Raw genomic sequence first — 24595 nt, forward strand, 5'->3', positions numbered from 1 at the left:
CGATACGGGGCCTTTTTTATGCTTCGCAGGAAAGACGACATAAGTGCATGAAGCAGTTAAACTAAAAAACACCACATCCAGACCGCAAGGACGCCATGTCAGGACTCTTCTCCAAGACCGCCAGGGCCGTAGGCCGCAACGGACTCTCATATCGCCTGCTCTCCTACATTCTGGTCTGCAGTACCGTATTGGCGATGATCATTACGGCGCTGCAACTCGCCTGGGATTACCGCAAGGATGTTGCCGTCATCGAAGACAGCATCGGCCAGATCGAGGCCTCGTTCCTGCAACCCATCGCCGCCAGCTTGTGGAACCTGGATGAAGAGCAGGTCAAAGTGCAAATTGAAGGGATCATGAACCTGCCCAACATGCAGTTCGTGATGGTCAAGGAGATGCTCGGCAACTCCGAAGTCCCGCTGCTGACCCAGGGGGTCGAGCGGGAGAGCTATGATATCTCCCGCGAATTCAACCTCACCTATCAGGGTGAAATCGTCGGCAAGCTGTTCGTTGCCGCCTCTCTCGAGCAGATCTACCAGCGCCTCATCGAAAAATCGGTGCTGATCATGGTCAGCCAGACCATCAAGACCCTGGTGGTCTCATTTTGCATCCTGATCATCATTTATTATCTGGTAGTCAGGCACATCAACCGCATCGCCAACTACGCCCAGAAGTTCAACCTCGATCGGCTCGACATGGCTTTGGAGCTGGAAGGCCGCCCGCAGCCACGCAAGAAACCCGATGAGCTGGACACCCTGGTCTCCACCCTCAACCAGATGCGTACCCGACTGCGTGACGAGCTGGTTGCCCGCCATCAGGCGGTCGAACAACTGCAAAAGGAACGGGACTTCTCCGCCACCCTGATCAACTCCGCCAACATGGTCATCTGCTGCATGGAACCGGATTTGACCATCGCCAGCATCAACCCGGCAGCCATACTGCTGACCGGCTACCACCAGCAGGAGCTGTTGCAGCACAACTGGCTGGATCTCTTTGTCAGCCCGGCGCAACGGGAAGAGCTGAACGATATTCTGGCGGCGGAAGGTTCACTGTCAGACAAAGAGGTCATCATGCATGACCAGCAGGCCCATGAGCTGGTACTGCAATGGACCTTCGTCCCCTTCTACGATGGCCCCAACCTCAAGTACCAGATCGGCTTCGGCTACGACATCACCCAGCTGAAAAAGGTCGAGCGGGAGATAATCCAGCTCAACGAACAGCTGGAAGGCAAGGTGGTGGAGCGTACCCGCAGCCTAAGCGAAGCCAACAACCAGCTCGGCAAGGCGTACGACGACCTGAAACAGGCCCAGCAGACCCTGGTGGAGTCGGAGAAGATGGCCTCCCTCGGCTCGCTGGTGGCCGGGGTGGCACACGAGATCAACACTCCGATTGGCATCAGCGTGACCGCCTCCTCCTACCTGCAGGAGCGGGTCGCCGATTTCAAGTCCCATATCGACTCCAAGCAGCTGTCGCGCTCCTATCTCAACGAGTTCACCGTCAACCTCGACGAGTCGATGCAACTGCTACAGAGCAACCTGCGGCGCGCCTCGGAGCTGATTGCCAGCTTCAAGCAGGTGGCTGTCGACCAGTCATCGGAAGCACGCTACAACTTCAGCCTCGCCGACAACCTTCATCAGGTGGTGGTATCTCTCGGTCACAAACTGAAAAAGAGCCAGTGCGAAGTGGATATCCAGTGCGATCCCAAGCTGTCGATCTTCTCCTTCCCGGGCAGTTTTACCCAGATCTACTCGAATCTGATCCTCAACTCCATCAACCACGGGTTCGACAACTGGGACAAACCGAAGAAGATCACCATCAAGGTGGAACAGCAGGGAGAGGAACTGTTTATCGACTATTCGGACAACGGCCGCGGCATCCCGCCCGAAATCTTGCCGCGCATCTTCGATCCCTTCGTTACCTCCAAGCGGGGTCAGGGCGGCAGCGGTCTTGGCACCCACATCATCTACAACCTGGTGGTGCAACTGCTGAAAGGCCGCATCCACTGTGCCAGCGAACCGGGCCAGGGCGCCCAGTTCCATATTCGCCTGCCGATCCAACATAACTGAGCGCTGGCTCTTGTGAGCCAGCCGCTTTATCCCCATCATGCTGTGATTGCATTCTTAATGAGCGGAGAACCTCGCAATGGCACAGCATTTTGACTATATCGCCATCGGCGGCGGCAGCGGCGGTATCGCCTCTGCCAACCGTGCTGCCATGTACGGTAAGAAAGTTGCCCTGATTGAAGCCAAAGAGTTGGGTGGAACCTGCGTCAACGTAGGCTGCGTACCGAAGAAGGCCATGTGGTATGCAGGCCAGATCGCCGATGCCCTGAAATATGGTGCCGACTACGGCTTTGACACCACCCTCAACCACTTCAACTGGGCCAAGCTGGTCGAGTCCCGCCAGGCCTACATCGGCCGCATTCACCAGTCCTATCAGAACGTGCTGGGCAAGAACCAGATCACCGTCATCAAGGGCTTCGCCCGCTTCGTCAGCAGCAACACCATCGAGGTTAATGGTGAGCACTACACGGCTGATCACATCCTGATCGCCACCGGTGGCCGCCCGGAAATTCCGGCGATCCCGGGTGCCGAGCTGGGTATCGACTCCGACGGTTTCTTTGACCTGCAAAGCCAACCCAAGCGGGTTGCCGTAGTGGGTGCGGGCTACATCGCAGTCGAGATCGCAGGGGTGATGCAGGCGCTCGGCTCCGAGACCCATCTGGTGGTGCGCAAGCACGCGCCGCTGCGCAACTTCGACCCCATGATCCACGAGACATTGGTCGAAATCATGGCGCAGGAAGGGCCCAAGCTGCACACCCACGCCATTCCCAAAGCCGTGCTCAAAAACGCTGACAACAGCCTGACCCTGCAACTGGAAGATGGTCGCCACCTCACCGTTGACTGCCTGATCTGGGCCATCGGCCGGATACCGGCTACCGACAACCTCAATCTGGCCGCCGCAGGCATCGCGCTGGACGAGAAGGGCTTTATCCCGACCGACAAGTTCCAGAACACTTCCGTCGCCAACATCTATGCGGTGGGTGACAACACGGGTCGCATCCAGCTCACCCCGGTGGCCGTCGCTGCGGGCCGTCGCCTCTCCGAACGGCTGTTCAACAACAAGCCGAACGAGCACCTCAACTACGATCTGGTGCCGACCGTGGTGTTCAGCCACCCGCCCATCGGCACCATCGGCCTGACCGAACCTGAAGCCATCGCCGAATACGGCGAGGACCAGGTGAAGGTCTACCGCAGCCAGTTTACCGCCATGTACTCGGCACTGACCCAGCATCGCCAGCCCACCCGGATGAAGCTGGTCTGTGTCGGCCCGGAAGAGAAGGTGGTCGGTCTGCATGGTATCGGCTTTGCGATGGACGAGATCCTGCAAGGCTTCGGCGTCGCCATGAAGATGGGCGCCACCAAGGCAGATTTCGACAACTGCGTGGCTATCCATCCGACCAGTGCTGAAGAGTTCGTGACAATGCGATAGGTACGTTTGAAGTTGGCCTGTCATTATCAGGCCAACTTCAACAAATGCGTTCCTACGCCTCATCCCACCAGCGCGGAAGAGTTCGTCACTATGCGTTAAGGGCAGATGAAGTTGGCCTGTCACGAGCAGCCTGCTTCTACAGCCATCTAACCCCTTCCCCCAAACCCGGCTCAGGCCGGGTTTTTGATCCCTCCTCGCCATTTCTCTCGCAAATCCGTCGTTCTTTACGCCGATTTTACGCCTGCCACATGGCGCTTTATGGCGCCTTTACGCCTGTTTTACATACCCTTTTCAGCGTCAATGACACCAACAGAGTCGATATGGTCTTACATCGGCTCTCGCAGCTAATTATCTCAATGGAGTCGATATGAATTGGCTATATCTGCTGCTCGTCCTCGCCTTGATGGCCTATCTGATGCGCGCACTCACGCGCAGTCACGAGTGAGGAACTAGAACATGTGGCAAGAAATAATCTATCCGGTGGCCTTCGTGCTGCTGGTTCTGCTGCCGGCACCGCTGCTGGGCAACTACATCTACCGGGTATTTGAAGGCAAAATCCGCTGGTTGGCACCGGTCGAGCGCGCCACGCTGGCTTGCTGTGGCACCGATGGACGGGAGCAGGACTGGAAGTCCTACGCCCTCAGCCTGCTGGCCTTCAACGGCGCCGGTTTCGGTCTGCTGTTCCTGATCCTGATGGCGCAGGGGTTGCTGCCCCTCAACCCGCAACAACTGCCGGGTCTGAGCTGGCAACTGGCATTCAACACCGCGGTCAGCTTTATGACCAACACCAACTGGCAAGCCTATTCCGGTGAAGCCAGCCTCTCCTACTTCAGCCAGATGGTGGGGCTGACCACCCAGAACTTCGTCTCCGCAGGGACGGGCGCCGCCGTCGCCATTGCTCTGTTCCGCGGTATCGCCCGTCAGCAGACCATCAACCTTGGCAATTTCTGGCAGGATCTGGTGCGTTTCTGCCTCTATGTGCTGCTGCCCATCGCGCTGATCATGGCGCTGGTGCTGGTGTGGCAAGGGGTGCCGCAAAGCCTCTCCGCCTATCTGCCGTTCCACGGCGTGGAAGGTCAGGAGCAGCTGCTGCCCCTCGGCCCGGCGGCCTCTCAGATCGCCATCAAGCAGCTGGGCTCCAACGGCGGTGGCTTCTTCGGCATCAACTCCGCCCACCCGTTCGAGAACCCGACCGCCCTCTCCAACTGGCTGGAGATGGTCGCCCTGCTCACCATCGCCGCCGCCATGGTCTTTACTCTGGGCAGCTATGTGAAGGACATGGCCCACAGTCGCGCCATTCTCGGTGCTATGACCCTCATGCTGGTGCTAGGGCTCTTCATCTCCCTCTCCCAGGAGCTGAAACCGGATCCCGCCCTCGCCCAGCTCACCACTGACGCCAGCAACATGGCTGGCAACTGGGAAGGCAAGGAGAGCCGCTTCGGCCCTGTGCTCTCCAGCATCTGGGAAGTGGCGACTACTGCCGCCTCCAACGGTGCCGTCAACGCCATGCACGACAGCTTTACTCCGCTCGGCGGCATGGTGGGCATGATCAACATGCTGCTGGGTGAGGTCATCTTCGGCGGGGTCGGCTCCGGTATCTACGGCATGATGCTGTTCGTACTGCTGACCGTGTTCCTGTGCGGCCTGATGGTGGGACGTACCCCGACCTATCTGGGCAAACGCCTCGGCATCACCGAGATGAAGTGGGTCGTCGCCAGCATGTTGGTCATGCCGGTGGGGGTTTTGGTGATCGGTGGTGTCACCCTGCTGATGCCGGATGCCAGCACCATCATCGGCCATTATGGCCCGCACGGTCTGTCACGCCTCATCTACGCCTACGCCTCGGCTGCCGGCAACAACGGCTCCGCCTTCGCCGGTTTTGCCGCCGGTGACAACTGGCAGTGCATCGCCATCGGTCTGGCCATGCTGCTCGGTCGCTTCGGCTACATCATTCCGGTACTGGCCATCGCCGGTCAGCTGGCCCGTGCGCCCCGTCAGGAGACGAGCGAAGGGGACTTCCCCATCAGCGGCCCGCTGTTCGTTACCCTGCTGATCATCACCGTCCTGCTGATAGGTGGCCTCTCCTTCCTGCCGGTGCTGGCACTGGGCCCGGTGGCCGAACATCTGAGCCTGATCGGAGGTGCATTCTGATGAACCTGACCCTGTCGATCACCATCAGGATGCCAATCGCCAACTATCTGATGCTGGGAGCTTTCCAATGAGCAAGTCCACTGCAATGAGCACCGACACCATGCTGGTGAAGGGCAAAAAACAGCAATCGCAGATCCTGCAGGCCATGGTTGAAGCCATCTACCGCTTCAATCCCAAGGCACTGTTTGGCAGCCCCATCCTGTTTACCCTCTGGCTGGCTGCAGTCATGGCGACGGTGGAGTCACTGCTGGGGCAGCCGTTCTCCGGCGTCGCCCCCTCGCTGGCCTGGCAGCTGACTGCCTGGCTCTGGCTCACCCTCTGGTTTGCCAACTTCGCCGAGACGCTGGCCGAAGGTCGCGGCAAGGCGCGGGCCGACAGCCTGAAGGCAGGCATGAGCCAACTCAAGGCCCGTCGGGTGGCTAATGCAAAAGATGGTCAGGGCGAATGGGTACCCGCCACCAGCCTGATGAAGGGTGATTTGGTACTGGTACGCAGCGGCGAGATGATCCCGGCCGACGGCGAGGTGATCGCCGGTATCGCCTCGGTCAACGAGGCCGCCATCACCGGCGAATCCGCCCCCGTCATCCGCGAATCGGGTACCGATCGCAGCGGTGTAACCGGCAACACGACGGTCGTTTCAGACGAGATCTGGGTACGCGTCAGCAACAATCCGGGCGAAAGCACACTGGATCGCATGATTGCACTGGTGGAAGGGGCCAAGCGCCAGAAAACGCCCAACGAGATGGCGCTGGATGCCCTGCTGGTCGGGCTGACCCTGATCTTCCTGCTGGTGGTCGCCACCCTGCCCTGGTTCCTCGACTACAACGGCACTCAGGTACCGCGCCTCTACCTGATCGCGCTCTTTATCACACTGATCCCGACCACCATCGGCGGCCTGCTCTCCGCCATCGGTATTGCCGGTATGGATCGATTGGTGAAGCTGAACGTCATCGCCAAGTCTGGCCGTGCCGTGGAAGCGGCCGGTGACGTGCGCACCCTGCTGCTGGACAAGACCGGCACCATCACCTTCGGTAACCGGATGGCTGACGAACTGATCCCGGCACCGGGCGTCGACCCCGCCCTGCTGGCACAAGCCGCCATGCTGGCCTCGCTGGGTGACAACACCCCGGAGGGCAAATCCATCCTGACTCTGGCCAGCAAGAGCATGGCCAAGCCGAGCCAGCTGGAGAGCGACAAGGTGATCCCCTTCAGCGCTGAAACCCGGCTGAGCGGACTGGATCGCAACGGTCATCAATATCGCAAGGGTGCGGTAGATGCCGTGTTGAACTACCTCAGCCTCGACCGCAAGGCGGTGCCGGAGCTGGTACTCAAGTCAGTCGACAGCATCGCCCGTCAGGGTGGGACTCCGCTGTTGGTCTGCACTCAGGAGAAGCTGCTGGGGGTGGTCTACCTCAAGGACATCATCAAGCCCGGAATCAAAGCCCGCTTCCAGATCCTGCGCCATATGGGGATCCGTACCGTGATGATCACCGGCGACAACCCGAAAACCGCCGCCGCCATCGCCGCCGAAGCCGGGGTGGATGACTTCATCGCCGAAGCAACGCCGGAGAAGAAGCTCGCCTATATCCGTCAGGAGCAGGCCGATGGTCGTCTGGTCGCCATGTGCGGCGACGGTGCCAACGATGCGCCCGCACTGGCGCAGGCTGACGTGGGTCTGGCCATGAACGAGGGTACCCAGGCCGCCAAGGAGGCGGGCAACCTGGTGGATCTCGACTCCAACCCCACCAAGCTGCTGGACGTGGTGCTGGTCGGCAAACAGCTGCTGGTGACCCGTGGCGCCCTGACCACCTTCTCCATCGCCAACGACGTGGCCAAGTACTTTGCCATCCTGCCGGCCCTGTTCATCGCCGCCTACCCGCAACTGGGGGCGCTGAACCTGATGCAGCTGGGCAGCCCGCAGAGCGCCATCCTGTCGGCCATCATCTTCAACGCCCTGATCATTGTGGCGCTGGTACCGCTGGCCCTGCGTGGTGTCGACCTGAAAGGCTCGGCTGCCAGCCTGCTGCGCCGCAACCTGCTGATATACGGTGTCGGTGGCCTGCTGGTGCCGTTTATCGGCATCAAGCTGATCGATCTGGTCATTACCGGCCTGGGTCTGGTGTAACGACATAACCGGGATGCGGGTCAGACCCGCATCCCCAGCCATCCTTTTGGAGCAAGAGAATCATGATAGCAATCAGAACCCTGTTGACCCTGACCCTGCTGCTGGGCGTGGGTTATCCGCTGGCGGTGACCGGGCTGGCCCAACTGCTGTTCCCCTGGCAGGCCAACGGCAGCCAGCTGACCGACAGCAAGCAGCAACTGATCGGTAGCGCCCTGCTGGGGCAGAAATTCGAGCGGGCTGACTATTTCCATCCCCGTCCCTCCGCCAGCGATTTCAACACCATAGGCGGCAGCGCCAGCAATCTGGGGATGAGCTCACTGCTGCGGGCAGAGTTTGCCGAACAGGCAGCCAAGGCTCAGCCTGAAACCAGCTCCCCCGCCATGCTGACCCGCTCCGCCTCCGGCCTCGATCCCCACCTGCCGCTGGATGCGGTACTGGCTCAGGTCGACCGCGTCGCCAAAGAACGTGGACTGGATCCCGCCCAACTGACGGAGCAGGTCAAGTCGGCCACACAAGCTGGTATCCTTGGCCCGCAGGTGGTCAACATTCTCCAGCTGAATCTGCAACTGGATCATCAAAAGGGCGCCTGATAGCGCCCATTCCGGTTTGGTGATGACCTCGATTTTCGAAACGGGCGGTTGGCTCGATAGGGATAACAATGGCTGATGTAGCAAGCGCTGATGCCCTGCTGACGAGTCTGATGCAGGAGCATGGGGATGCGTGATGAGGTAAGGGCCGACGCCCTGCTGGCGAGCCTCGAACAGGAGCACAAGGGCAAGCTGAAGGTGTTTCTCGGCGCCGCTCCCGGCGTCGGCAAGACCTACGCCATGCTGCAGGCGGTGCGGGAACAGGCCAAAGAGGGGGTCGACATCCTGATCGGCGTGGTGGAGACCCATGGCCGTCAGGAGACCCTGGCTCTGCTCGACAAGCTCGCCATCATGCCGCGCAAGATCCACATGCACCGCCAGCAGCGACTGGAGGAGATGGATCTCGACGGCCTGCTCGCCCGCAAACCGGCCATCGCTGTGGTGGACGAGCTGGCACACAGCAACGCCCCCGGCAGCCGCCACGAGAAGCGCTGGCAGGATGTGGAGGAGCTGCTCAACGCCGGGATCGACGTCTACACCACCCTCAACGTGCAGCATCTGGAGAGCCTCAACGATCTGGTGTGGCAGCTGACCGGGGTCAGGGTGAAAGAGACTCTGCCCGATCAGGTGCTGCTGGAAGCCGACAGTCTGGTGCTGATCGACCTGCCCCCCAAGGAGCTGCTCGGCCGCCTCAAGGAGGGCAAGGTCTATGTGCCCCATCAGGCCAAGGCTGCCCTGCAATCCTTCTTCTCCCTCAACAACCTCACCGCATTGCGGGAACTGGCGATGCAGACCGCCGCCAGCCATGTGGAGGGCGATCTGCAACTACAGTGGCAGGCAGCAGGCAAGAGCACCTTGCCGCTGCGGGGCAAGCTGATGGTTTGCCTCGGCGACCTGCACGGCTCGGCGCTGGTGCGCTACGGCCACCGCTTTGCCCAGCGCCGCCAGCTTCCGTGGCTGGTGGTGCATGTCGACAGCAATGGCCGCCGCTCGGCCGATGTGGAGCAGGCGCTGGCGCTCGCCTCCCACCTCGGTGCCAAGGTGCTGACCCTCTCCAGTCCAGCGGTCGCCAACACCCTGCTGGAGACCGCCGAACAGCAGCAGGTCTCCCAGCTGCTGCTCGGCAAACCTCACAAGGCGCCGTGGCGCCGCTCGCTGGTGCAACACCTGCTCAAACAGGCGCAGGGGCTCGAAATCACGCTGGTCGATACCGAGAAGCAGAAGCCCGAAGTGGGAATGCGCGTCCCGACCCCGAAGGATATTCACCACAGCCTGCTGGCAGTGGTGATCATGGGGATCACCTCGGCCGCCGCCTGGGGGCTCTCTTACTGGCTGCCCCCCGCAGCGTTGCCGCTCATCTTTGTACTGGGGGTGCTGGCGACGGCCCTCACCACCAGTCTGGTACCCGCCACGCTGGCGGCGGTGCTGGGCTTTATCGCCCACAATCTGCTTTTCACCGCCCCCTACTTCTCCCTGAGCGTTGCCAACCACAGCGACCTGCTCACCCTGTTTGTGCTGCTTATCGTCGGCATGACGGCAGGACGGCTCGCCTCCCGTCAGCGCCAGCAGTTGATCGGTCTACGAGAGACCCAGCAGCTGGGCAATGCCCTGCTCTCCCTCAGTCAGGGGCTGGCCACTGCCAGCAGCCCGGAGGAGGTTTTGAGACAAGGTGCCCAGGCCATTTCACTGGCGCTCGGCCAGCCGACCGTGGTGATCGACAAGGAATTCAACGACAGGCTCGGCAACGAGAAGCACAGGCCAGGCCAGACCGACAAGGCGGCCATCGACTGGTGTCTGGCCCAGAAGCAGAGCGCCGGAGCCCACACCGCAACTCTCAATGCCGCCGAAGCCCAGTATCACCACCTCAGCGATGAGCTGGTGATCGGCATAACGCTGGCCAATCCGCTCTCCTCCTCTGCCGAACACCAGCTACAAGCGCTGCTCACCGACATTCGCGCCGCGCTGGCGCGGATCGACCTCAACGAGCGGCTGGCCGACAGTCAGTTGCAAGCGGAGACCGACCGGATGCGCGCCGCCCTGCTCTCCTCGGTCTCCCACGATTTGAAGACACCGCTGGCCACCATCATGGGGGCTGGCAGCACCCTGCTGGAATATGGTGACCGGATCCCCGCCGAAGACCGTGACGAACTGCTCCACTCGGTGCAGGAGGAGGCGCGCCGCCTGCACAGCTATGTGCAGAATCTGCTGGATATGACCCGCATCGGCTCCCCCGACTTCCAGCTGAAACGGGACTGGGTCGATCTGGCAGATCTGGTGGAGAGCGCCCGCAAGCGGCTCGACTCCTCTTGGCGCCAGCACAAGCTGCTGCTCCATTTCGATCAGCATGTGCCCCAGCTCTATGTCCATGGCGCCCTGATCGAGCAGGTGCTGGTCAACATCCTCGACAACGCCTCTCGCTACTCGCCGGCTGGCACCCCCATCGAGTTCAAGGTGATGGTGGCCGAACCCGACCTCATCATCGATATCATCGATATCGGGGTCGGTATCGCCGAGTCGGATCGGGAGAAGATCTTCAACCTCTTCTACACCCAGCCAGTGGGCGATTGCGGCAGCCGTGGCACCGGGCTTGGCCTGGCCATTTCCCGCGCTATGATAGAGGCCCACGGCGGCAAGATTTGGGCCTTCTCCGGCCCTAATGGCAACGGAACCTGCATGCGCATCTCCCTGCCGCTCGCACTCAATTCACCGGAGGTTTGATGGCGCACATTCTGGTCATAGATGATGAAGCGGCGATCCGTCGCTTTCTGCGGATCAGCCTGATTGCCGAGGGGCATCAGGTGAGTGAGGCGGTGGGGGTCAATGAAGGGCTGGAGCAGTATCGCCACCTCAACCCCGATCTGGTGATCCTCGATCTCGGTCTGCCGGATGGCGATGGCATTCAGGTGTTGCAGGCCATTCGCGAGCACCACCCCAATCCGGTGCTGGTGTTGTCGGCCCGCGATTCGGAGCAGGAGAAGGTGCGGCTGCTGGATGCCGGTGCCAACGACTACATGAGCAAGCCGTTTGGCATCGGCGAGATGATGGCCCGCATTCGCGTGCTGTTGCGCCAGCGGGCTGGTGTCAGCAGCGGCGAGCGGCGCCACTTCCCCCAATGCGGCCTGACGCTCGATATCAGCAGCCACAAGGTGACCATGAAAGAGGAGGAGATCCCCCTCTCCCGCAAAGAGTTCGCCCTGCTGCAGGCGCTGGTGTGCCACCCCGGCAAGCTGGTGATGCAGACCCAGCTGCTCAACGACATCTGGGGGCCGAGCCACAAGGAGGACACCCACTACCTGCGCATCGTCATCGCCAGCCTGCGCAAAAAGCTGGGGGATAACCCCCAGCAACCGACGCTTATCGAGACCGAATCAGGTATCGGCTACCGCTTTATCGGCAACTGACGTTTCACGTGGAACGACGCCCGCAGCAAAGCAGTGCCAGCAGACCGCAGCCACTCAGCAACAGGCCGAGATCCTGCAATCCGGCCGCCACCGCCAACCCCAAACTGAGCAGCAGGTAGTAGCCAAGTCCGAACAGGGCGCCAGCACTGCCCGCTACTTCGCGATAGGCCAGCAGCGCCTGACTCAGCACATTGGGAATAGCCAGCCCGAAAGCGACGACGACACCCATCATGGGCAACAGGAACCAGAGGCTGGACTGAGTCGCCCAGACCAGCAGCCCGGCAACCAGCGCCAGAGCGCAAGCCAGTCTGATCAGAGAGGATGGCAACCACCCCCTCCCCAGCAGATGCTTGTTGAGCAGGCTGCCGAGCAGAGTCGCCAGCGCCAGCAAGATCCCCGAATAGCCAAACTCGCCGGTGCTCAATCCCAATCCGGCAAACAGGAAGGGGGCCAGACTGTAGTAGCCAAACAGCATGGTGTTGAACAGGGCGACCAGCATGGCACTGCGCCAGAGTCCGCCATCCTTCATCATCCGACACGCCAGCGGCCAGAGCGCGACTCGCTGGCTGGTGGCCGGACGGGTTTCCGGCAGTTGCCAACAGGTAACCAGCAGCAAGCCTACCGCCAGGACCAGCAAACCACTGAACACCCCGAGATAGCCAAACCCGCTCGCCAGCTGCCCGCCACTGAGCAGCCCCATCACCGGACTGAGTGAGAGCGCAATGCCCATCACCGAGAAGACCCGCGCCAGATCGCTGCCCTGATAGCTGTCGCGCAGCATGGTCTGGGTCACCACGGAGCCCACGGCTGCGCCAAAGGCCGAGATGACCCGAGCCAGCAGCAGGGTTTCAAACTGATTGGCCAGCAGCGCCAGCAGGGTGCCGACGCCATAGGTGAGCAGACCCGCCAGCATGGCGAGACGCCGCCCAATCAGATCGCAGAGCCGTCCCCAGCAGACCACGCCCACCGCAAACACCAGAAAATAGACCGACAGGGTCTGGGATGCCTGCCCTTCGCTCACCTGAAACTGGCTGGCGATGTGGGTCAGGACCGGGCTGTAGATGGTCTCCACAATCTGGGGAAACATCATCAATCCCACAACCAGCCAGAGCGGTGGCAACTTGTTGTTCATGACAAACCTCCTTCACAAGAGGTCGCCATTCTAGAGAGATGCCGATTGTCTGATTACAATAAGCAGGACTATAAACATCAAAAATCGGACATATGGCCTTTATTCTTCCCGATCACCCTTTTGACCCCGACCAGCTGACGGGCAGCGTGATCGGCATTGCCTCCGCCCTCGGCTGGCACGACTCGGGCCAGCATCAGCGTCATCAGCTACTGTTCGCCCAATCCGGCTGCATGACCATGGAGCTGGAAGGCCGAGTCTGCCTGCTGCCGCCCACCCGCGCCGCCTGGCTGCCTGCAGGCACCGCACACAGGATCTTGATGCGCGGTGTCGTTGCCTACCGCTCACTCTACTTCCAGCCGCACCCCGAGTTGCCCGGCACGGTGGAAGTGCTGGCGGTCAATCCGCTGCTGCACGAACTCATCGAACGGATGGCGCTCTGGCCGTGGGACAAACCGCAAGAGCAGCAGCAACGGACGGTGGCACTGTTTATGGAGGAGTTGGAGCAGGCACCGCGGGAGTCGTGGCAGTTGCCGCTGCCGACCGATCCCAGACTGGGCGACTGGCTACAGCAGTTGAAACGGGGAGATGCCCTGCCCGATCGGCTCAACCGGCTGGCCGAACGGGTGGGTGCCAGTGACAAGACCATTGGCCGCATCTTCATGCGGGAGACCGGCATGAGCTATCAGGCGTGGCGTCAGCAGTGGCGGCTGTTGCGCGCCATGGAGCTGCTGGCAGAAAGCGAGCCCATCAGCCGGATTGCCGCTGCACTGGAGTTCTCCAGCGACAGTGCCTTTATCAGCTTCTTCAAACAACATACGGGACAGACCCCCCTGCGCTACCTCAACTCTCGGGGTGAGTCGCCACAGCCTGACTCGCCTCCACCACCAGGGTATCCAGCGCCAGCGGCTTGAGATTGTGCAGCGCATCCTGCACTACGGCATGAGATGCCTGTTGCAACTCGCTCTGCACATCCTGCTCCAGCTGGGCACTCTCCAGCTCGGGCCGCGGGTTTTCGTTGGCCATCACGTTCAGGCTCAGGGCACTCACAATCAGGGTAGCGATCAGGCTTTTCATCTGGTTTGCTCCGGTATGGTTGAGATGACCAGATAGCTATTCCAATAGTTGTGCCAATCCTCACACAATTCATAACATGATGATTTTGTTTAAATTAACTATCTTGCGATACCAAATTGAGTCGCAAAATGCATCCCGCTCGGTCATTTTTAAACCAACAGTTGGTGCTTTTAACCACGCTTGATTTTGCACCATGTTCCACGTGGAACGTCCCATCTTTTTGATCGACACCCGCTTTTAAACTGAGCTATGGTGCTACATCTTCGTAACTGACTCTGGATCTGTCACCGAATGGAATTTTCCTTGTTCGGCGAGAAGTTCACTCGCCACGCCGGTATTACCCAACTCATGGATGACCTCAATCAGGGGCTGACCAATCCGGACGCCATCATGCTGGGTGGCGGCAATCCGGCCCCCATCCCCGCCATGCTGGAACGTTTTCAGGCCGAGGCCAAGAGCCTGCTCGACAACGGCGAGCTGATCAAAGCGATGGCCAACTACGACGGCCCACAGGGCAAAGACAGGTTCACCAAAGCGCTGGCAGCCCTGCTCAGCAAGGAGCTGGGATGGGATATCTCGGCCCGCAATATCGCCCTGACCAACGGCAGCCAGAATGCCTTCTTCTACCTGTTCAACCTGCTGGCCGGCGAATTTGCCGATGGCCGCAAGAAGAAGGTGCTGTTCCCGCTCGCCCCCGAATACATAGGCTATGCCGACTCGGCGCTGGCCGACGACTACTTCGTGGCCTACAAACCCACCCTCGAGAAACTGCCCGATGGCCAGTTCAAATACCACGTGGATTTCGAGAGCCTGCAGGTAGGTGACGACATCGGGGTGATCTGCGTCTCTCGCCCAACCAACCCCACCGGCAACGTGCTGACCGACGAAGAGATCGAACACCTCGATCAGATCGCCCGCGACAAGGGGATTCCGCTGCTGATCGACAACGCCTACGGCGTCCCCTTCCCGGGCATCATCTTCAGCGAAGCCAAGCCATTCTGGAACACCAACACCATCCTCTGCATGAGCCTCTCCAAGCTCGGCTTGCCGGGCACCCGCTGCGGCATCGTCATCGCCGACGAGAAGATCATTCAGGCCATCACCAACCTGAGCGGCATCATCAATCTGGCGCCGGGCAGTCTGGGCCCCGCCATCACCATCCCGATGATCGAGAGCGGCGAGATCATCTCGCTCAGCGAACAGGTGGTGAAGCCCTTCTATCAGCAGAAGGCGGAGCTGGCGGTGCAACTGCTGCGCGAGGCGATCCCCGACCCGCGCTTCCACATTCACAAGCCGGAAGGCGCCCTCTTCCTCTGGCTCTGGTTTGAAGGCTTGCCGATCCACAGTCAGGAACTCTATGAGCGACTGAAGGCGAAGAACCTGCTGATCGTGCCGGGTCACTACTTCTTCCCCGGCATCGACGACCCCGAGTGGCGCCACAGCCAGGAGTGCATCCGCCTCAACTACTCCCAGAGCGAGGAGTTGGTGCGCCGCGGCATCGCCATTCTGGCCGACGAAATCAACGCCCTCTACGCTGGCTAAGTCAGTCCGGCCAGCCAAAAACAGAGAGGCCTGCAGATGCAGGCCTCTCTTGTTTATCGCGATCCGGTTTGCTTAGCCGGGTAGCGCCAGTTGCTCGGGTTTGCCGATGGGGATGGCTCTGGGCTTGAGCGCCTCCGGCAGTTCGCGTGCCAGATCGATGGTCAGCAGACCATGCTCCAGCTTGGCCCCCTGCACTTCCACGTGCTGGCTCAGCTTGAAGGCGAGCTCGAAGTCACGCTCGGCAATCCCCTGATGGAGGAACTGACGCTCACCGGCCGCAGCCCCTTTGCGCCCCTTCACCTTGAGGGTGCCGTTTTCGGTCTCCAGCTCCAGCTCTTCGCGCTCGAAGCCAGCCACGGCGACCGTGATGCGATAGCCATCCTGATCGCGCTTTTCAATGTTGTACGGAGGGTAAGCTGCGGTCTTCTGCTCGAACAGACCTTCCAGCTCACGGGCCATCCGCTCGAAGCCGACGGCGTTGGAATAGAGATGAGAAAAATCGAGGTTACGCATAATCCTATCCTTCTAATAAGCAACAGGTTCAACTCTCCACAGGCCCGTCATCGGCACCCGGGAAATTTTAAAATTTCAGAAAATTCAGGCTATCAGCCGTTGATCTCTATCTTGCGCGGCTTCATCGCCTCGGGCACTTCACGCACCAGTTCGATGTGCAGCAAGCCATTTTTCAGGTCGGCCCCTTTCACCCGCACATAGTCGGCCAGCTGGAAGCGACGCTCGAAACCACGTTCGGCAATCCCCTGATAGAGATAGTTGCGCCCGGTGTCGGCCTGCTTGTTGCCCTTCACCGTCAGCAGATTTTCCTGAAAGCTCAGCTCCAGCTCTTCCTGGGTAAAGCCCGCCACCGCCATGCTGATGCGGTAGTCGTTGTCACCCAGCTGCTCGATGTTGTAAGGGGGATAACCGGCATTGCCATTGCTGGCCGCAGATTCGATGAGATTGGCCAGACGATCGAAACCGATGGCAGAACGATAGAGCGGAGAAAAGTCGATAGAACGCATAGTATTACCCTCTTATGAGCGATAACGGATTGTTTGCCCTCCTTATGGACGGGCGCCTGGTCGAAACCTCTGTCGAGCGTTCCGGCCTTGTTACCTATATAGGGGCTCACTTTTTCCTTTCAAGGGGATTTTTTCAAATTTTTTAAATGGCCGCACCGACCTGTAGAACATCAACCTGTTGGCCCGATAGTGATGATAATCGACCCTTGGGCCACTGATGGCAATGCGCTCCGCACTCCATAATTGGTTGCATATCCACCAGCCAATATGGAGCATCCCATGAAGATTACCCAGGTTCGCAACGCCACCTTGCTGCTCAACTATGCCGGTACCCGCTTTCTGATCGACCCCATGCTCTCGGCCAAGGGGGCCTTCCCCGGCTTTGAGGGCACCGCCAACAGCCATCTGCGCAATCCGCTGGTCGATCTGCCGCTACCGATCGATGAGCTGGTCGATGTGGATGCCGTTATCGTCACCCACGACCATCCCGACCACTGGGATGACGCAGCCAGAGCCCTGCTCCCCAAGCATCTGCCGCTCTTGGTGCAACATCAGAAAGATGCCGATGCCATTCGTGCCAGTGGCTTTGAGGATGTGCGGCTGCTGAGCGACCAGCCCGAGTTTGCCGGCATTCGCCTGCAGCAGACCGGTGGCCAGCACGGCAGCGATCAACTGATGGCGGTACTGAGCGAGCGAATGGGAGAGGTATGCGGCGTGGTCTTCTCCCACCCCGATGAACAGAGCCTCTATCTGGCCGGTGATACCATCTGGCATCCCCGGGTCGAGCAAGCCCTGCAACAGCATCAGCCCGAGGTCATCATCCTCAACTGTGGCGATGCACAGGTGCTTGGACTCGGTTCCATCATCATGGGCAAGGAGGATGTCACCGCCGTTTATCAGGCCGCACCGCAAGCCACGCTGATCGCCAGCCATATGGAGGCGGTCAATCACGCCGTGCTGTCACGCCAGGAGCTGCGCGACTATCTGGCGGAACGGGGCATGACGGATCGGGTACGGGTGCCAGAAGATGGCGAGGCGATATCACTGTGACCCGCAGGAGGGCCATGCCGAACAGCGCGCATGGCCCTTCGGCTTTCACTGCCAAACGCTTATGATGAGAGGTCTGCGCGTAGAGAGGAGCCAACACCATGACCACCCCGATCGTTGCCGTGGTGACCTTCGATCACTTCAGCCTTTTTCACTGCGCCGTCCCCTGCCTCATCTTCGGCGATATTCTGCCGGGCCAGCCGCTGTTCGAGCTCAAGATCTGCTGCGGCGATGGCAACCGCCACGCACACTCGGCACAAGGCTTCACCATTCAGGCCTCCTATGGGCTGGAGGTGCTGGCCGAGGCGGAGATCATCGTCATCCCCTTCTGGCACGACCCGGCAGCACGGCCACCCGCAGCGCTGCTCGATGCCCTGATTGCCGCCAGAGCCAGAGGTGCCAGGCTGGTCGGGCTCTGTCTTGGCACCTATGTGCTCGCCTACGCCGGACTACTTAATGGTCGCAAAGCATCGACCCACTGGGAGTACGAACAGGATTTCTGTCGCCGCTTTCCTTGCGTGCAGCTCGATACCAACGCCCTCTATGTGGATGACGAGGGGCTGGTCACCTCGGCAGGTACCGCCGCCGGACTGGACTGCTGCCTCTATCTGGTACGCCAGTACCACGGCTCGGCCATCGCCAACAAGGTGGCGCGGCGGCTGGTGATCCCGCCTCACCGGGAAGGGGGCCAAGCCCAGTTTATCGAACAGCCGGTGCCCACCTCCACACGCGATGCCCGGATGAATCAGTTGCTCGATCACCTGCGTGCCCATCTGGCCGAGCCTCATACCCTGGATTCTCTGGCAGACCTCACCCTGATGAGTCGACGCACCTTTACCCGCCGCTTTCATCAGGCTACCGGCTTCTCGGTGGGTGAATGGCTGCTGGCGGAGCGGCTCAGGCGCAGTCAGGAGTTACTGGAAGTGAGCAGTCATTCCATCGATCGCATCGCCGAGCTGGTCGGCTTCAAGAGTGCCACCTCCCTGCGCAATCACTTCCGCGCCCGCTTTGCCATCTCCCCCAGCGAGTGGCGACGATCTTTTCGCGGCAACAATGTCTGATGACATCCTCTATACCCGCTCACTCCGCTATGGCAGGCTAGCCAGAAATCCCGAGGAGTCATCCCATGTCCCGTTCCGAACGCCTGCTGGCCCTGCTCCAGCTGCTGCGCGGCCACCGTTACGCCATCACTGGCGCGGAACTGGCCAGCCAGCTTGGCATCAGCCTGCGCACCCTCTACCGGGATATCGCCACCCTGCAGGCACAAGGTGCCCATATCGAGGGTGAACCGGGGATTGGCTATGTGTTGCGTCCCGGCTTCATGCTGCCGCCATTGATGTTCAGCGAGGAGGAGCTGGATGCGCTGGTGCTGGGGTCGCGTTGGGTCGTCGCCCACGGTGATGGAGCCTGGAGTGCATCGGCCAGCAGTGCGCTGGCCAAGATAGAAGCCGTACTGCCAGCCGACTATCGCCAGCAGCTCCAGAGCAATGCCCTGCTGATCGGCACCTCCCGCAGCGACCGCCTCACCGATGAAGCCCCCCTGCGCAGTGCCATCCGCCAGCAACGCAAGGTGACCCTGATCTATCGCGATCTCAAGGATGAGGCCTCTGAGCGCACCGTCTGGCCCTTTGCCCTCGGCTACTTCGAACAGGTACGGGTACTGGTGGCCTGGTGCGAACTGCGTCAGGGCTTTCGCCACTTTCGGGTCGATCGCATCACCCGGATGCAACCGCAAGATTGCCGCTATCCAAAAAGCAGAGAGAGCCTGCTGAAGGAGTGGCGCACCACCCAGCAAATCCCGCAGCCGAAATTCATTGCTGACAGAAACTGACAGCAGGCAGCCCCATGCTGAGGGGGTCGGCGCCAATGCGCCATCTCATCAGCAAGGAGCATCACCATGTTAGTCCCCCAGTTCACCATCCTCTACGTTACCAATCCGACCCGCAGCGCGCTCTTCTACCGCGAGTTGTTCGGGCGTGAACCGTTGGAGGAGTCACCTACCTTTGCCATGTTCGTGTTCGAATCCGGCGCCAGACTGGCACTCTGGTCCAGCGCCACAGTTGAACCTGCCGTGACCCAAACGGCCGGAGCGATGGAGCTGGCCTTCGCCCTCCCGGATGATGATGCCGTCGATCGCCTGTCTGCCGAGTGGCTGGCGCGCGGGCTCACCCTGATCCAAGTGCCGACCAAGATGGAGTTTGGCTACACCTGCATGGCCCTCGATCCGGATGGCCATCGTCTGCGCCTCTACTGCCTAGCACCAGAACTGGGCTGAATTAGAACCATCAACACCAAGCTGTTTCATGTTTCACGTGGAACGTGCAACTTCTTCCTCCCAAAAACAAAAAGCCGCTCACAGGGAGCGGCTTTTGTATATCGAGCTGACAGCATCGATTAGACGTCGAGGTTAGCTACGCGCAGGGCGTTGGTCTCGATAAAGTCGCGACGGGGCTCAACGGCATCACCCATCAGGGTGGAGAAGAGCTGGTCAGCACCTACGGCGTCGTCGATGGTGACGCGCAGCATGCGGCGGGCTTCCGGATCCATGGTGGTTTCCCACAGCTGGTCCGGGTTCATCTCGCCCAGCCCTTTATAGCGCTGGATGTAGATGCCGCGTTTGCCTTCGCCCATCAGCCACTCGACGGCTTCCACAAAGTTGGCAACCGGCTTCACCTTCTCGCCACGCTTGATGAAACCACCTTCCTCGATCAGGTTGGCGATCTCCTTGCCCAGCGAGACCAGTTGACGGTACTCACCGGATTGCAGGAAGTCGTAGCTAAGCGGATATTCGCGGTCGACACCGTGCTGACGTACCACGGCGTGCGGCACGTACAGGCTGCGCTCTTCGTCACGACGAACCTGGATCTGATACTGGATACCGTGGTTGCTCTCGTTGAGCACGGCTTCCATACCCTGACACCAGGCCAGCAGATCGCTCTCGCTGTTCAGCAGAGCTTCGTTCAACTCCGGCTGATAGATCAGCTGGGTCAGCACGGCTTCCGGCGCACGACGAGACATGCGGGTAATCAGGTGAGTCACCGAGCGGTGCTGGTTGACCAGACGCTCCAGCGCCTCGCCACCGATGGCCGGGGCAGACTCGTTGACGTGCAGGGTAGCACCATCCAGCGCCATGGCGGTCTGGTACTGCAGCAGCGCGTCTTCGTCTTTCAGGTACTGCTCCTGCTTGCCCTTCTTCACCTTGTAGAGCGGCGGCTGGGCGATGTAGACGTAGCCACGTTCGATGATTTCCGGCATCTGACGATAGAAGAAGGTCAGCAGTAGGGTTCGGATGTGCGCACCATCGACGTCCGCATCGGTCATGATGATGATGTTGTGATAACGCAGCTTGTCCGGGTTGTACTCGTCGCGACCGATACCGCAACCCAGTGCGGTGATCAGGGTGCCCACCTCTTGCGAGGAGATCATCTTGTCGAAACGGGCCTTCTCTACGTTCAGGATTTTACCCTTGAGCGGCAGGATGGCCTGGTTTTTACGGTTGCGACCCTGCTTGGCGGAACCGCCAGCAGAGTCCCCTTCCACTATGTAGAGTTCGGAAAGAGCCGGGTCTTTTTCCTGACAGTCAGCCAGCTTGCCGGGCAGACCGGCGATATCCAGCGCGCCTTTGCGGCGGGTCAGTTCGCGGGCTTTGCGGGCCGCTTCACGGGCACGGGCCGCATCGATGATCTTGTTGACCACGATCTTGGCATCGCCCGGGTTTTCCAGCAGGAAGTCAGCCAGCTTCTCACCCATCGCCTGTTCAACGGCAGTCTTCACTTCGGAAGAGACCAGCTTGTCTTTGGTCTGGGAGGAGAACTTGGGATCCGGCACCTTGACGGAGATAACGGCAATCAGACCTTCACGCACGTCGTCGCCACTGGCGGCAGACTTGGCCTTCTTGCTGTAGTCCTCTTTGTCCATATAGGAGTTCAGAGTACGGGTCAGCGCGGTACGGAAACCAACGAGGTGAGTACCACCATCCCGCTGCGGGATGTTGTTGGTGAAGCAGTAGACCCCTTCCTGATAGGCGTCGTTCCACTGCATCGCTACTTCCACACCGATGCCATCCTGTTCGGTGGTGAAATGGAACACCTTCGGGTGGATCGGGGTCTTGTTCTGGTTCAGGTATTCAACAAACGCCTTGATGCCACCCTCGTAGCAGAAATGCGCCTCGCGGCCATCACGCTCGTCTTGCAGACGGATGGAGACACCGGAGTTGAGGAAGGAGAGCTCGCGCAGGCGCTTGGCCAGGATCTCGTAGTGGAACAGGGTATCGCTGAAAATGGCAGGGCTCGGCCAGAAGCGAACTTCGGTACCGGTGCCGGTGCTGTCACCAATCTGCTTGAGCGGCGCCTGCGGCTCACCCAGATGATAGGTCTGCTCGTAGACGTGGCCGTTACGACGAATGGTCAGCAACAGCTTGTCAGAGAGGGCGTTAACTACCGAGACACCCACGCCGTGCAGGCCGCCGGATACCTTGTAGGAGTTGTCATCAAACTTACCGCCAGCGTGCAGCACGGTCATGATGACCTCTGCGGCGGAGCGGCCCTCCTCCTCGTGCATGTCTACCGGGATACCCCGGCCATTGTCACGCACAGAGACAGAACCGTCGGAATGGATCTTGACCAGAATATCGGAGCAGTAGCCAGCGAGCGCCTCGTCAATGGAGTTATCGACGACCTCGAACACCATGTGGTGCAGACCCGAGCCATCATCCGTATCGCCGATATACATCCCCGGGCGCTTGCGGACCGCATCCAGGCCCTTCAGCACCTTGATATTCGAGGAGTCGTAAGTATTTTCACTCATAGCTTACTCTCTGCCTTCTCTAACGTTTCGGAGATTTTACCCTGTTCCACGTGGAACAACTTGCAGTCATTCGCATCCATCATGTCTGCGAGCTGACCGGTGTCGATGGCGGTGATAAACACCTGGGACGCACACTGCTTCAGCCTTGCGGCCAGCAAGCGGCGCTTGTCGACATCCAGTTCAGAGGCAAAATCGTCAATTAAAAAAATACAGCCACGGCTGCTATGTTGATTCAAATAGAGCCCTTGGGCCAGTCGCATGGCGCAGACCAGCAACTTCAGCTGACCCCGGGACAAAATATCCTGAGCGGGCACCCCGTTCGCCTTGAGGCGCACATCGGCTTTTTGTGGACCGACACCGGTATAGCCCAGCGCCCGATCCCGCTCAAACCCCGCCTCCAGCAGATCGCCGAGGGGAGTATCTTTCTCCCAGCCCCGGTAAAAGCCGAGACTGATATCGAATTCCGGCAGAAAATCCGCCGTCATCTCCTTGATCAGGGGCGTAATGGCCTGACAATAACTGGCGCGAAACTCGGCCAGCTCACCCCCGAGCCGCACCAGCTCCTGATCCCAGAACGCCAGCTGGCGGTACTGAGTGCTCTGGCGCAATAGCGCATTGCGCTGTTTCAGCAGCCGCCGCACTCGCCCCCAGAGGGCAAAGAAGGTCGGCTCCTGATGGAAAACGCCCCAATCGAGCCAGGCGCGGCGAGCCTGAGGCCCGCCCGTCAGCAGGTTGAAGCCATCGGGATGGATCAACTGCACCGGCAACAACTCCGCCAAATCGGCCAGCCGCTGGGCCTGCGCCCCGGCAATCTTGAGCTGGGTCTCGCCACTCTTGTCTTTGGCAAGACCGATCGGTACCTGACGCCCCTCCAGCTCGCACTGGGCAAACAGGGTAAAGGCCCTCTCCCCCTGGCGGATAACCCGCCCGGTCAAATGAGTGCGAAAGGAGCGCCCCAGACCAAGGTAGTGAATGGCTTCCAGCACGCTGGTCTTGCCGCTGCCATTGCACCCGACCAGAATGTTGAGGCCGGGCGACAGCTTGAGACTGGCTTGCTGGATATTGCGAAAGTCGCTGAGCTGGAGTTTGACCAGGGACACGACTAGATCCGCATCGGCATCACCACGTACTGAGCATCCTGATGTTCAAAATCCTCAATAATGGCACTGCTGATGGAATCGCTCAGGCTAATCCGAATTTGGTCACATTTTAACGTATTCAGCACGTCGAGCACATAAGAGACGTTAAAGCCGATCTCCATCTCGCCAGCGGCATATTGTACGTCAAGCAGCTCTTCGGCTTCTTCCTGTTCCGGGTTGTTGGCGGTGATGCGCAGCAGGTTTTCCTGCAGATTGAGACGCACCCCACGGAATTTCTCGTTGGAGAGGATGGCGGCGCGGGCAAACGCCTGACGCAGATCCTCACGGCCGGCGATCAGGGCCTTGTCGCTGTTGCGCGGAATGACGCGGCGCCAGTCCGGGAAGCGGCCATCCACCAGCTTGGAGGTGAAGATGAAGCCGTCGAGGGCAGCACGCAGGTTGCTGCGACCGATCTGCAGCCGCACCGGCTTGTCTTCCGCTTCCAGTAGACGCACCAGCTCCAGTACCCCTTTGCGCGGCAGGATAACCTGATGATCGGGCAGCGATTCCCCTACTACCTCGCGGCGGCAGGTGGCCAGACGGTGACCGTCGGTCGCCACGGTGCGCAGACCGTGACCTTCGCTCTCGAACAGCATGCCGTTCAGGTAGTAACGCACGTCCTGGCTGGCCATGGAGAACTGGGTCGCATCGATCAGCTTCTTCAGCTCCAGCTGGCTGATATCGAACTCGAGCACGGATTCCCAATCTTCGATGTTCGGATACTCGGTCGCCGGCAGGGTCGAGAGGTTGAAGCGGGAGCGACCGGACCGGATGATCAGGCGCTCGCCTTCGGTATTGAGACGGATCTCGGCGCCTTCCGGCAGACCACGGCAGATATCCAGCAGCTTGCGCGCCGGTACTGTGGTGCGGCCATCTTCGCTGGCCCCGTTCAGATAGACCTGACCGATCATCTCTACTTCGAGATCGGTGCCGGTCAGTGACAGCAGACCGTTGCTGACATCAAGCAGCACGTTGCCGAGGATCGGCAGGGTCGGTCGGCCGCCGAGGGCGCCGGACACCAGTTGCAGAGGACGTAACAGGGCCTCACGGCTAATTTCGAGCTGCATCTGTGCTCTCCGTTGT

20 protein-coding genes are annotated in these 24595 nt (G+C 60.3%); 13 read left to right on the top strand and 7 right to left on the bottom strand.

All coding sequences use genetic code 11. The features are described 5' to 3' along the window. The first annotated feature begins 95 nt into the window (after positions 1 to 95). The 7 genes from AB5Y97_RS13735 (at position 96) to AB5Y97_RS13765 (ending at position 11753) form a co-directional block, all read left to right on the top strand. Positions 96 to 2063 carry an ATP-binding protein gene (locus AB5Y97_RS13735; RefSeq protein ID WP_368158184.1) on the top strand — a complete coding sequence of 656 codons (1968 nt, stop codon included), beginning with the start codon at positions 96 to 98 and terminating at the stop codon, positions 2061 to 2063. A 76-nt stretch (positions 2064 to 2139) separates the two neighbouring features. Next, positions 2140 to 3489 carry a glutathione-disulfide reductase gene (gorA, locus tag AB5Y97_RS13740; protein WP_236272351.1) on the top strand — a complete coding sequence of 450 codons (1350 nt, stop codon included), beginning with the start codon at positions 2140 to 2142 and terminating at the stop codon, positions 3487 to 3489. A 456-nt stretch (positions 3490 to 3945) separates the two neighbouring features. Continuing rightward, positions 3946 to 5640: a potassium-transporting ATPase subunit KdpA gene (gene kdpA / locus AB5Y97_RS13745; protein ID WP_257696898.1), complete on the top strand. Its 1695-nt coding sequence runs from the start codon at positions 3946 to 3948 to the stop codon at positions 5638 to 5640. A 67-nt stretch (positions 5641 to 5707) separates the two neighbouring features. After that, positions 5708 to 7765, top strand: coding sequence for a potassium-transporting ATPase subunit KdpB (gene kdpB / locus AB5Y97_RS13750; protein WP_257696897.1), 2058 nt, complete (start codon positions 5708 to 5710; stop codon positions 7763 to 7765). A gap of 62 nt (positions 7766 to 7827) precedes the next feature. Next, positions 7828 to 8355 (top strand): potassium-transporting ATPase subunit C, encoded by a 528-nt coding sequence (locus tag AB5Y97_RS13755; RefSeq protein WP_257696896.1) that lies wholly within the window; start codon positions 7828 to 7830, stop codon positions 8353 to 8355. A gap of 126 nt (positions 8356 to 8481) precedes the next feature. Continuing rightward, positions 8482 to 11070: a sensor histidine kinase KdpD gene (locus tag AB5Y97_RS13760; RefSeq protein WP_257696895.1), complete on the top strand. Its 2589-nt coding sequence runs from the start codon at positions 8482 to 8484 to the stop codon at positions 11068 to 11070. After that, positions 11070 to 11753 (top strand): response regulator, encoded by a 684-nt coding sequence (locus tag AB5Y97_RS13765; RefSeq protein WP_005355774.1) that lies wholly within the window; start codon positions 11070 to 11072, stop codon positions 11751 to 11753. Before AB5Y97_RS13760 ends, AB5Y97_RS13765 begins: the two co-directional genes overlap by 1 nt. Positions 11754 to 11757: 4 nt before the next feature. On the opposite strand, the gene AB5Y97_RS13770 is transcribed toward AB5Y97_RS13765, so the two are convergent. Then, on the bottom strand, positions 11758 to 12885 hold the full coding sequence (locus tag AB5Y97_RS13770) for a multidrug effflux MFS transporter (protein ID WP_368158187.1): 1128 nt from the start codon (positions 12883 to 12885) through the stop codon (positions 11758 to 11760). 92 nt (positions 12886 to 12977) lie between these two features. Here AB5Y97_RS13770 and AB5Y97_RS13775 point away from each other — a divergent pair, with 92 nt between their 5' ends. After that, the gene (locus tag AB5Y97_RS13775; RefSeq protein ID WP_201948090.1) at positions 12978 to 13796 is read left to right on the top strand and encodes a helix-turn-helix domain-containing protein; all 819 of its coding nucleotides are present in this window, start codon (positions 12978 to 12980) and stop codon (positions 13794 to 13796) included. Here AB5Y97_RS13775 and AB5Y97_RS13780 read toward each other — a convergent pair. Beyond that, complete coding sequence (locus AB5Y97_RS13780; protein WP_005342304.1) at positions 13726 to 13959, bottom strand: hypothetical protein; 234 nt, start codon at positions 13957 to 13959, stop codon at positions 13726 to 13728. The genes AB5Y97_RS13775 and AB5Y97_RS13780 overlap by 71 nt on opposite strands. Positions 13960 to 14250: 291 nt before the next feature. Between AB5Y97_RS13780 and AB5Y97_RS13785 the strand changes: the two genes are divergently transcribed. Next, positions 14251 to 15501: a valine--pyruvate transaminase gene (locus tag AB5Y97_RS13785; protein ID WP_201948088.1), complete on the top strand. Its 1251-nt coding sequence runs from the start codon at positions 14251 to 14253 to the stop codon at positions 15499 to 15501. Between the two features lie 72 nt (positions 15502 to 15573). Here AB5Y97_RS13785 and AB5Y97_RS13790 read toward each other — a convergent pair whose 3' ends face one another. Then, on the bottom strand, positions 15574 to 16014 hold the full coding sequence (locus AB5Y97_RS13790; protein WP_005339297.1) for an Hsp20 family protein: 441 nt from the start codon (positions 16012 to 16014) through the stop codon (positions 15574 to 15576). Between the two features lie 92 nt (positions 16015 to 16106). Continuing rightward, a complete protein-coding gene (locus AB5Y97_RS13795; RefSeq protein WP_005339298.1) occupies positions 16107 to 16520 on the bottom strand; it encodes an Hsp20 family protein in 414 nt (137 codons plus the stop codon). 279 nt (positions 16521 to 16799) lie between these two features. Between AB5Y97_RS13795 and AB5Y97_RS13800 the strand changes: the two genes are divergently transcribed. The 4 genes from AB5Y97_RS13800 (at position 16800) to AB5Y97_RS13815 (ending at position 19842) form a co-directional block, all read left to right on the top strand. After that, complete coding sequence (locus AB5Y97_RS13800; RefSeq protein ID WP_335854538.1) at positions 16800 to 17570, top strand: MBL fold metallo-hydrolase; 771 nt, start codon at positions 16800 to 16802, stop codon at positions 17568 to 17570. A 98-nt stretch (positions 17571 to 17668) separates the two neighbouring features. After that, positions 17669 to 18628, top strand: a complete 960-nt coding sequence (locus tag AB5Y97_RS13805; protein ID WP_103251833.1) for a helix-turn-helix domain-containing protein — start codon at positions 17669 to 17671, stop codon at positions 18626 to 18628. Between the two features lie 65 nt (positions 18629 to 18693). Further along, a complete protein-coding gene (locus AB5Y97_RS13810) occupies positions 18694 to 19398 on the top strand; it encodes a helix-turn-helix transcriptional regulator (protein WP_368158188.1) in 705 nt (234 codons plus the stop codon). Positions 19399 to 19464: 66 nt separating this feature from the next. After that, entirely contained in the window at positions 19465 to 19842 is a 378-nt protein-coding gene (locus AB5Y97_RS13815; protein ID WP_201948080.1) for a VOC family protein, read from the top strand. 119 nt (positions 19843 to 19961) lie between these two features. Here AB5Y97_RS13815 and gyrB read toward each other — a convergent pair whose 3' ends face one another. From gyrB to dnaN, 3 genes are read right to left on the bottom strand one after another with little or no spacing between them, the layout of a single operon-like run. Continuing rightward, positions 19962 to 22373, bottom strand: a complete 2412-nt coding sequence (gene gyrB, locus AB5Y97_RS13820; RefSeq protein WP_005357188.1) for a DNA topoisomerase (ATP-hydrolyzing) subunit B — start codon at positions 22371 to 22373, stop codon at positions 19962 to 19964. Further along, positions 22370 to 23473: a DNA replication/repair protein RecF gene (recF, locus tag AB5Y97_RS13825; RefSeq protein ID WP_005339305.1), complete on the bottom strand. Its 1104-nt coding sequence runs from the start codon at positions 23471 to 23473 to the stop codon at positions 22370 to 22372. Before recF ends, gyrB begins: the two co-directional genes overlap by 4 nt. Before the next feature lie 2 nt (positions 23474 to 23475). Beyond that, positions 23476 to 24579, bottom strand: coding sequence for a DNA polymerase III subunit beta (gene dnaN / locus AB5Y97_RS13830; protein WP_005339306.1), 1104 nt, complete (start codon positions 24577 to 24579; stop codon positions 23476 to 23478). Between the last annotated feature and the right edge of the window lie 16 nt (positions 24580 to 24595).

The organism is Aeromonas sp. R10-2 (assembly GCF_040908445.1).
Classification (GTDB): Bacteria; Pseudomonadota; Gammaproteobacteria; order Enterobacterales; family Aeromonadaceae; genus Aeromonas; species Aeromonas veronii.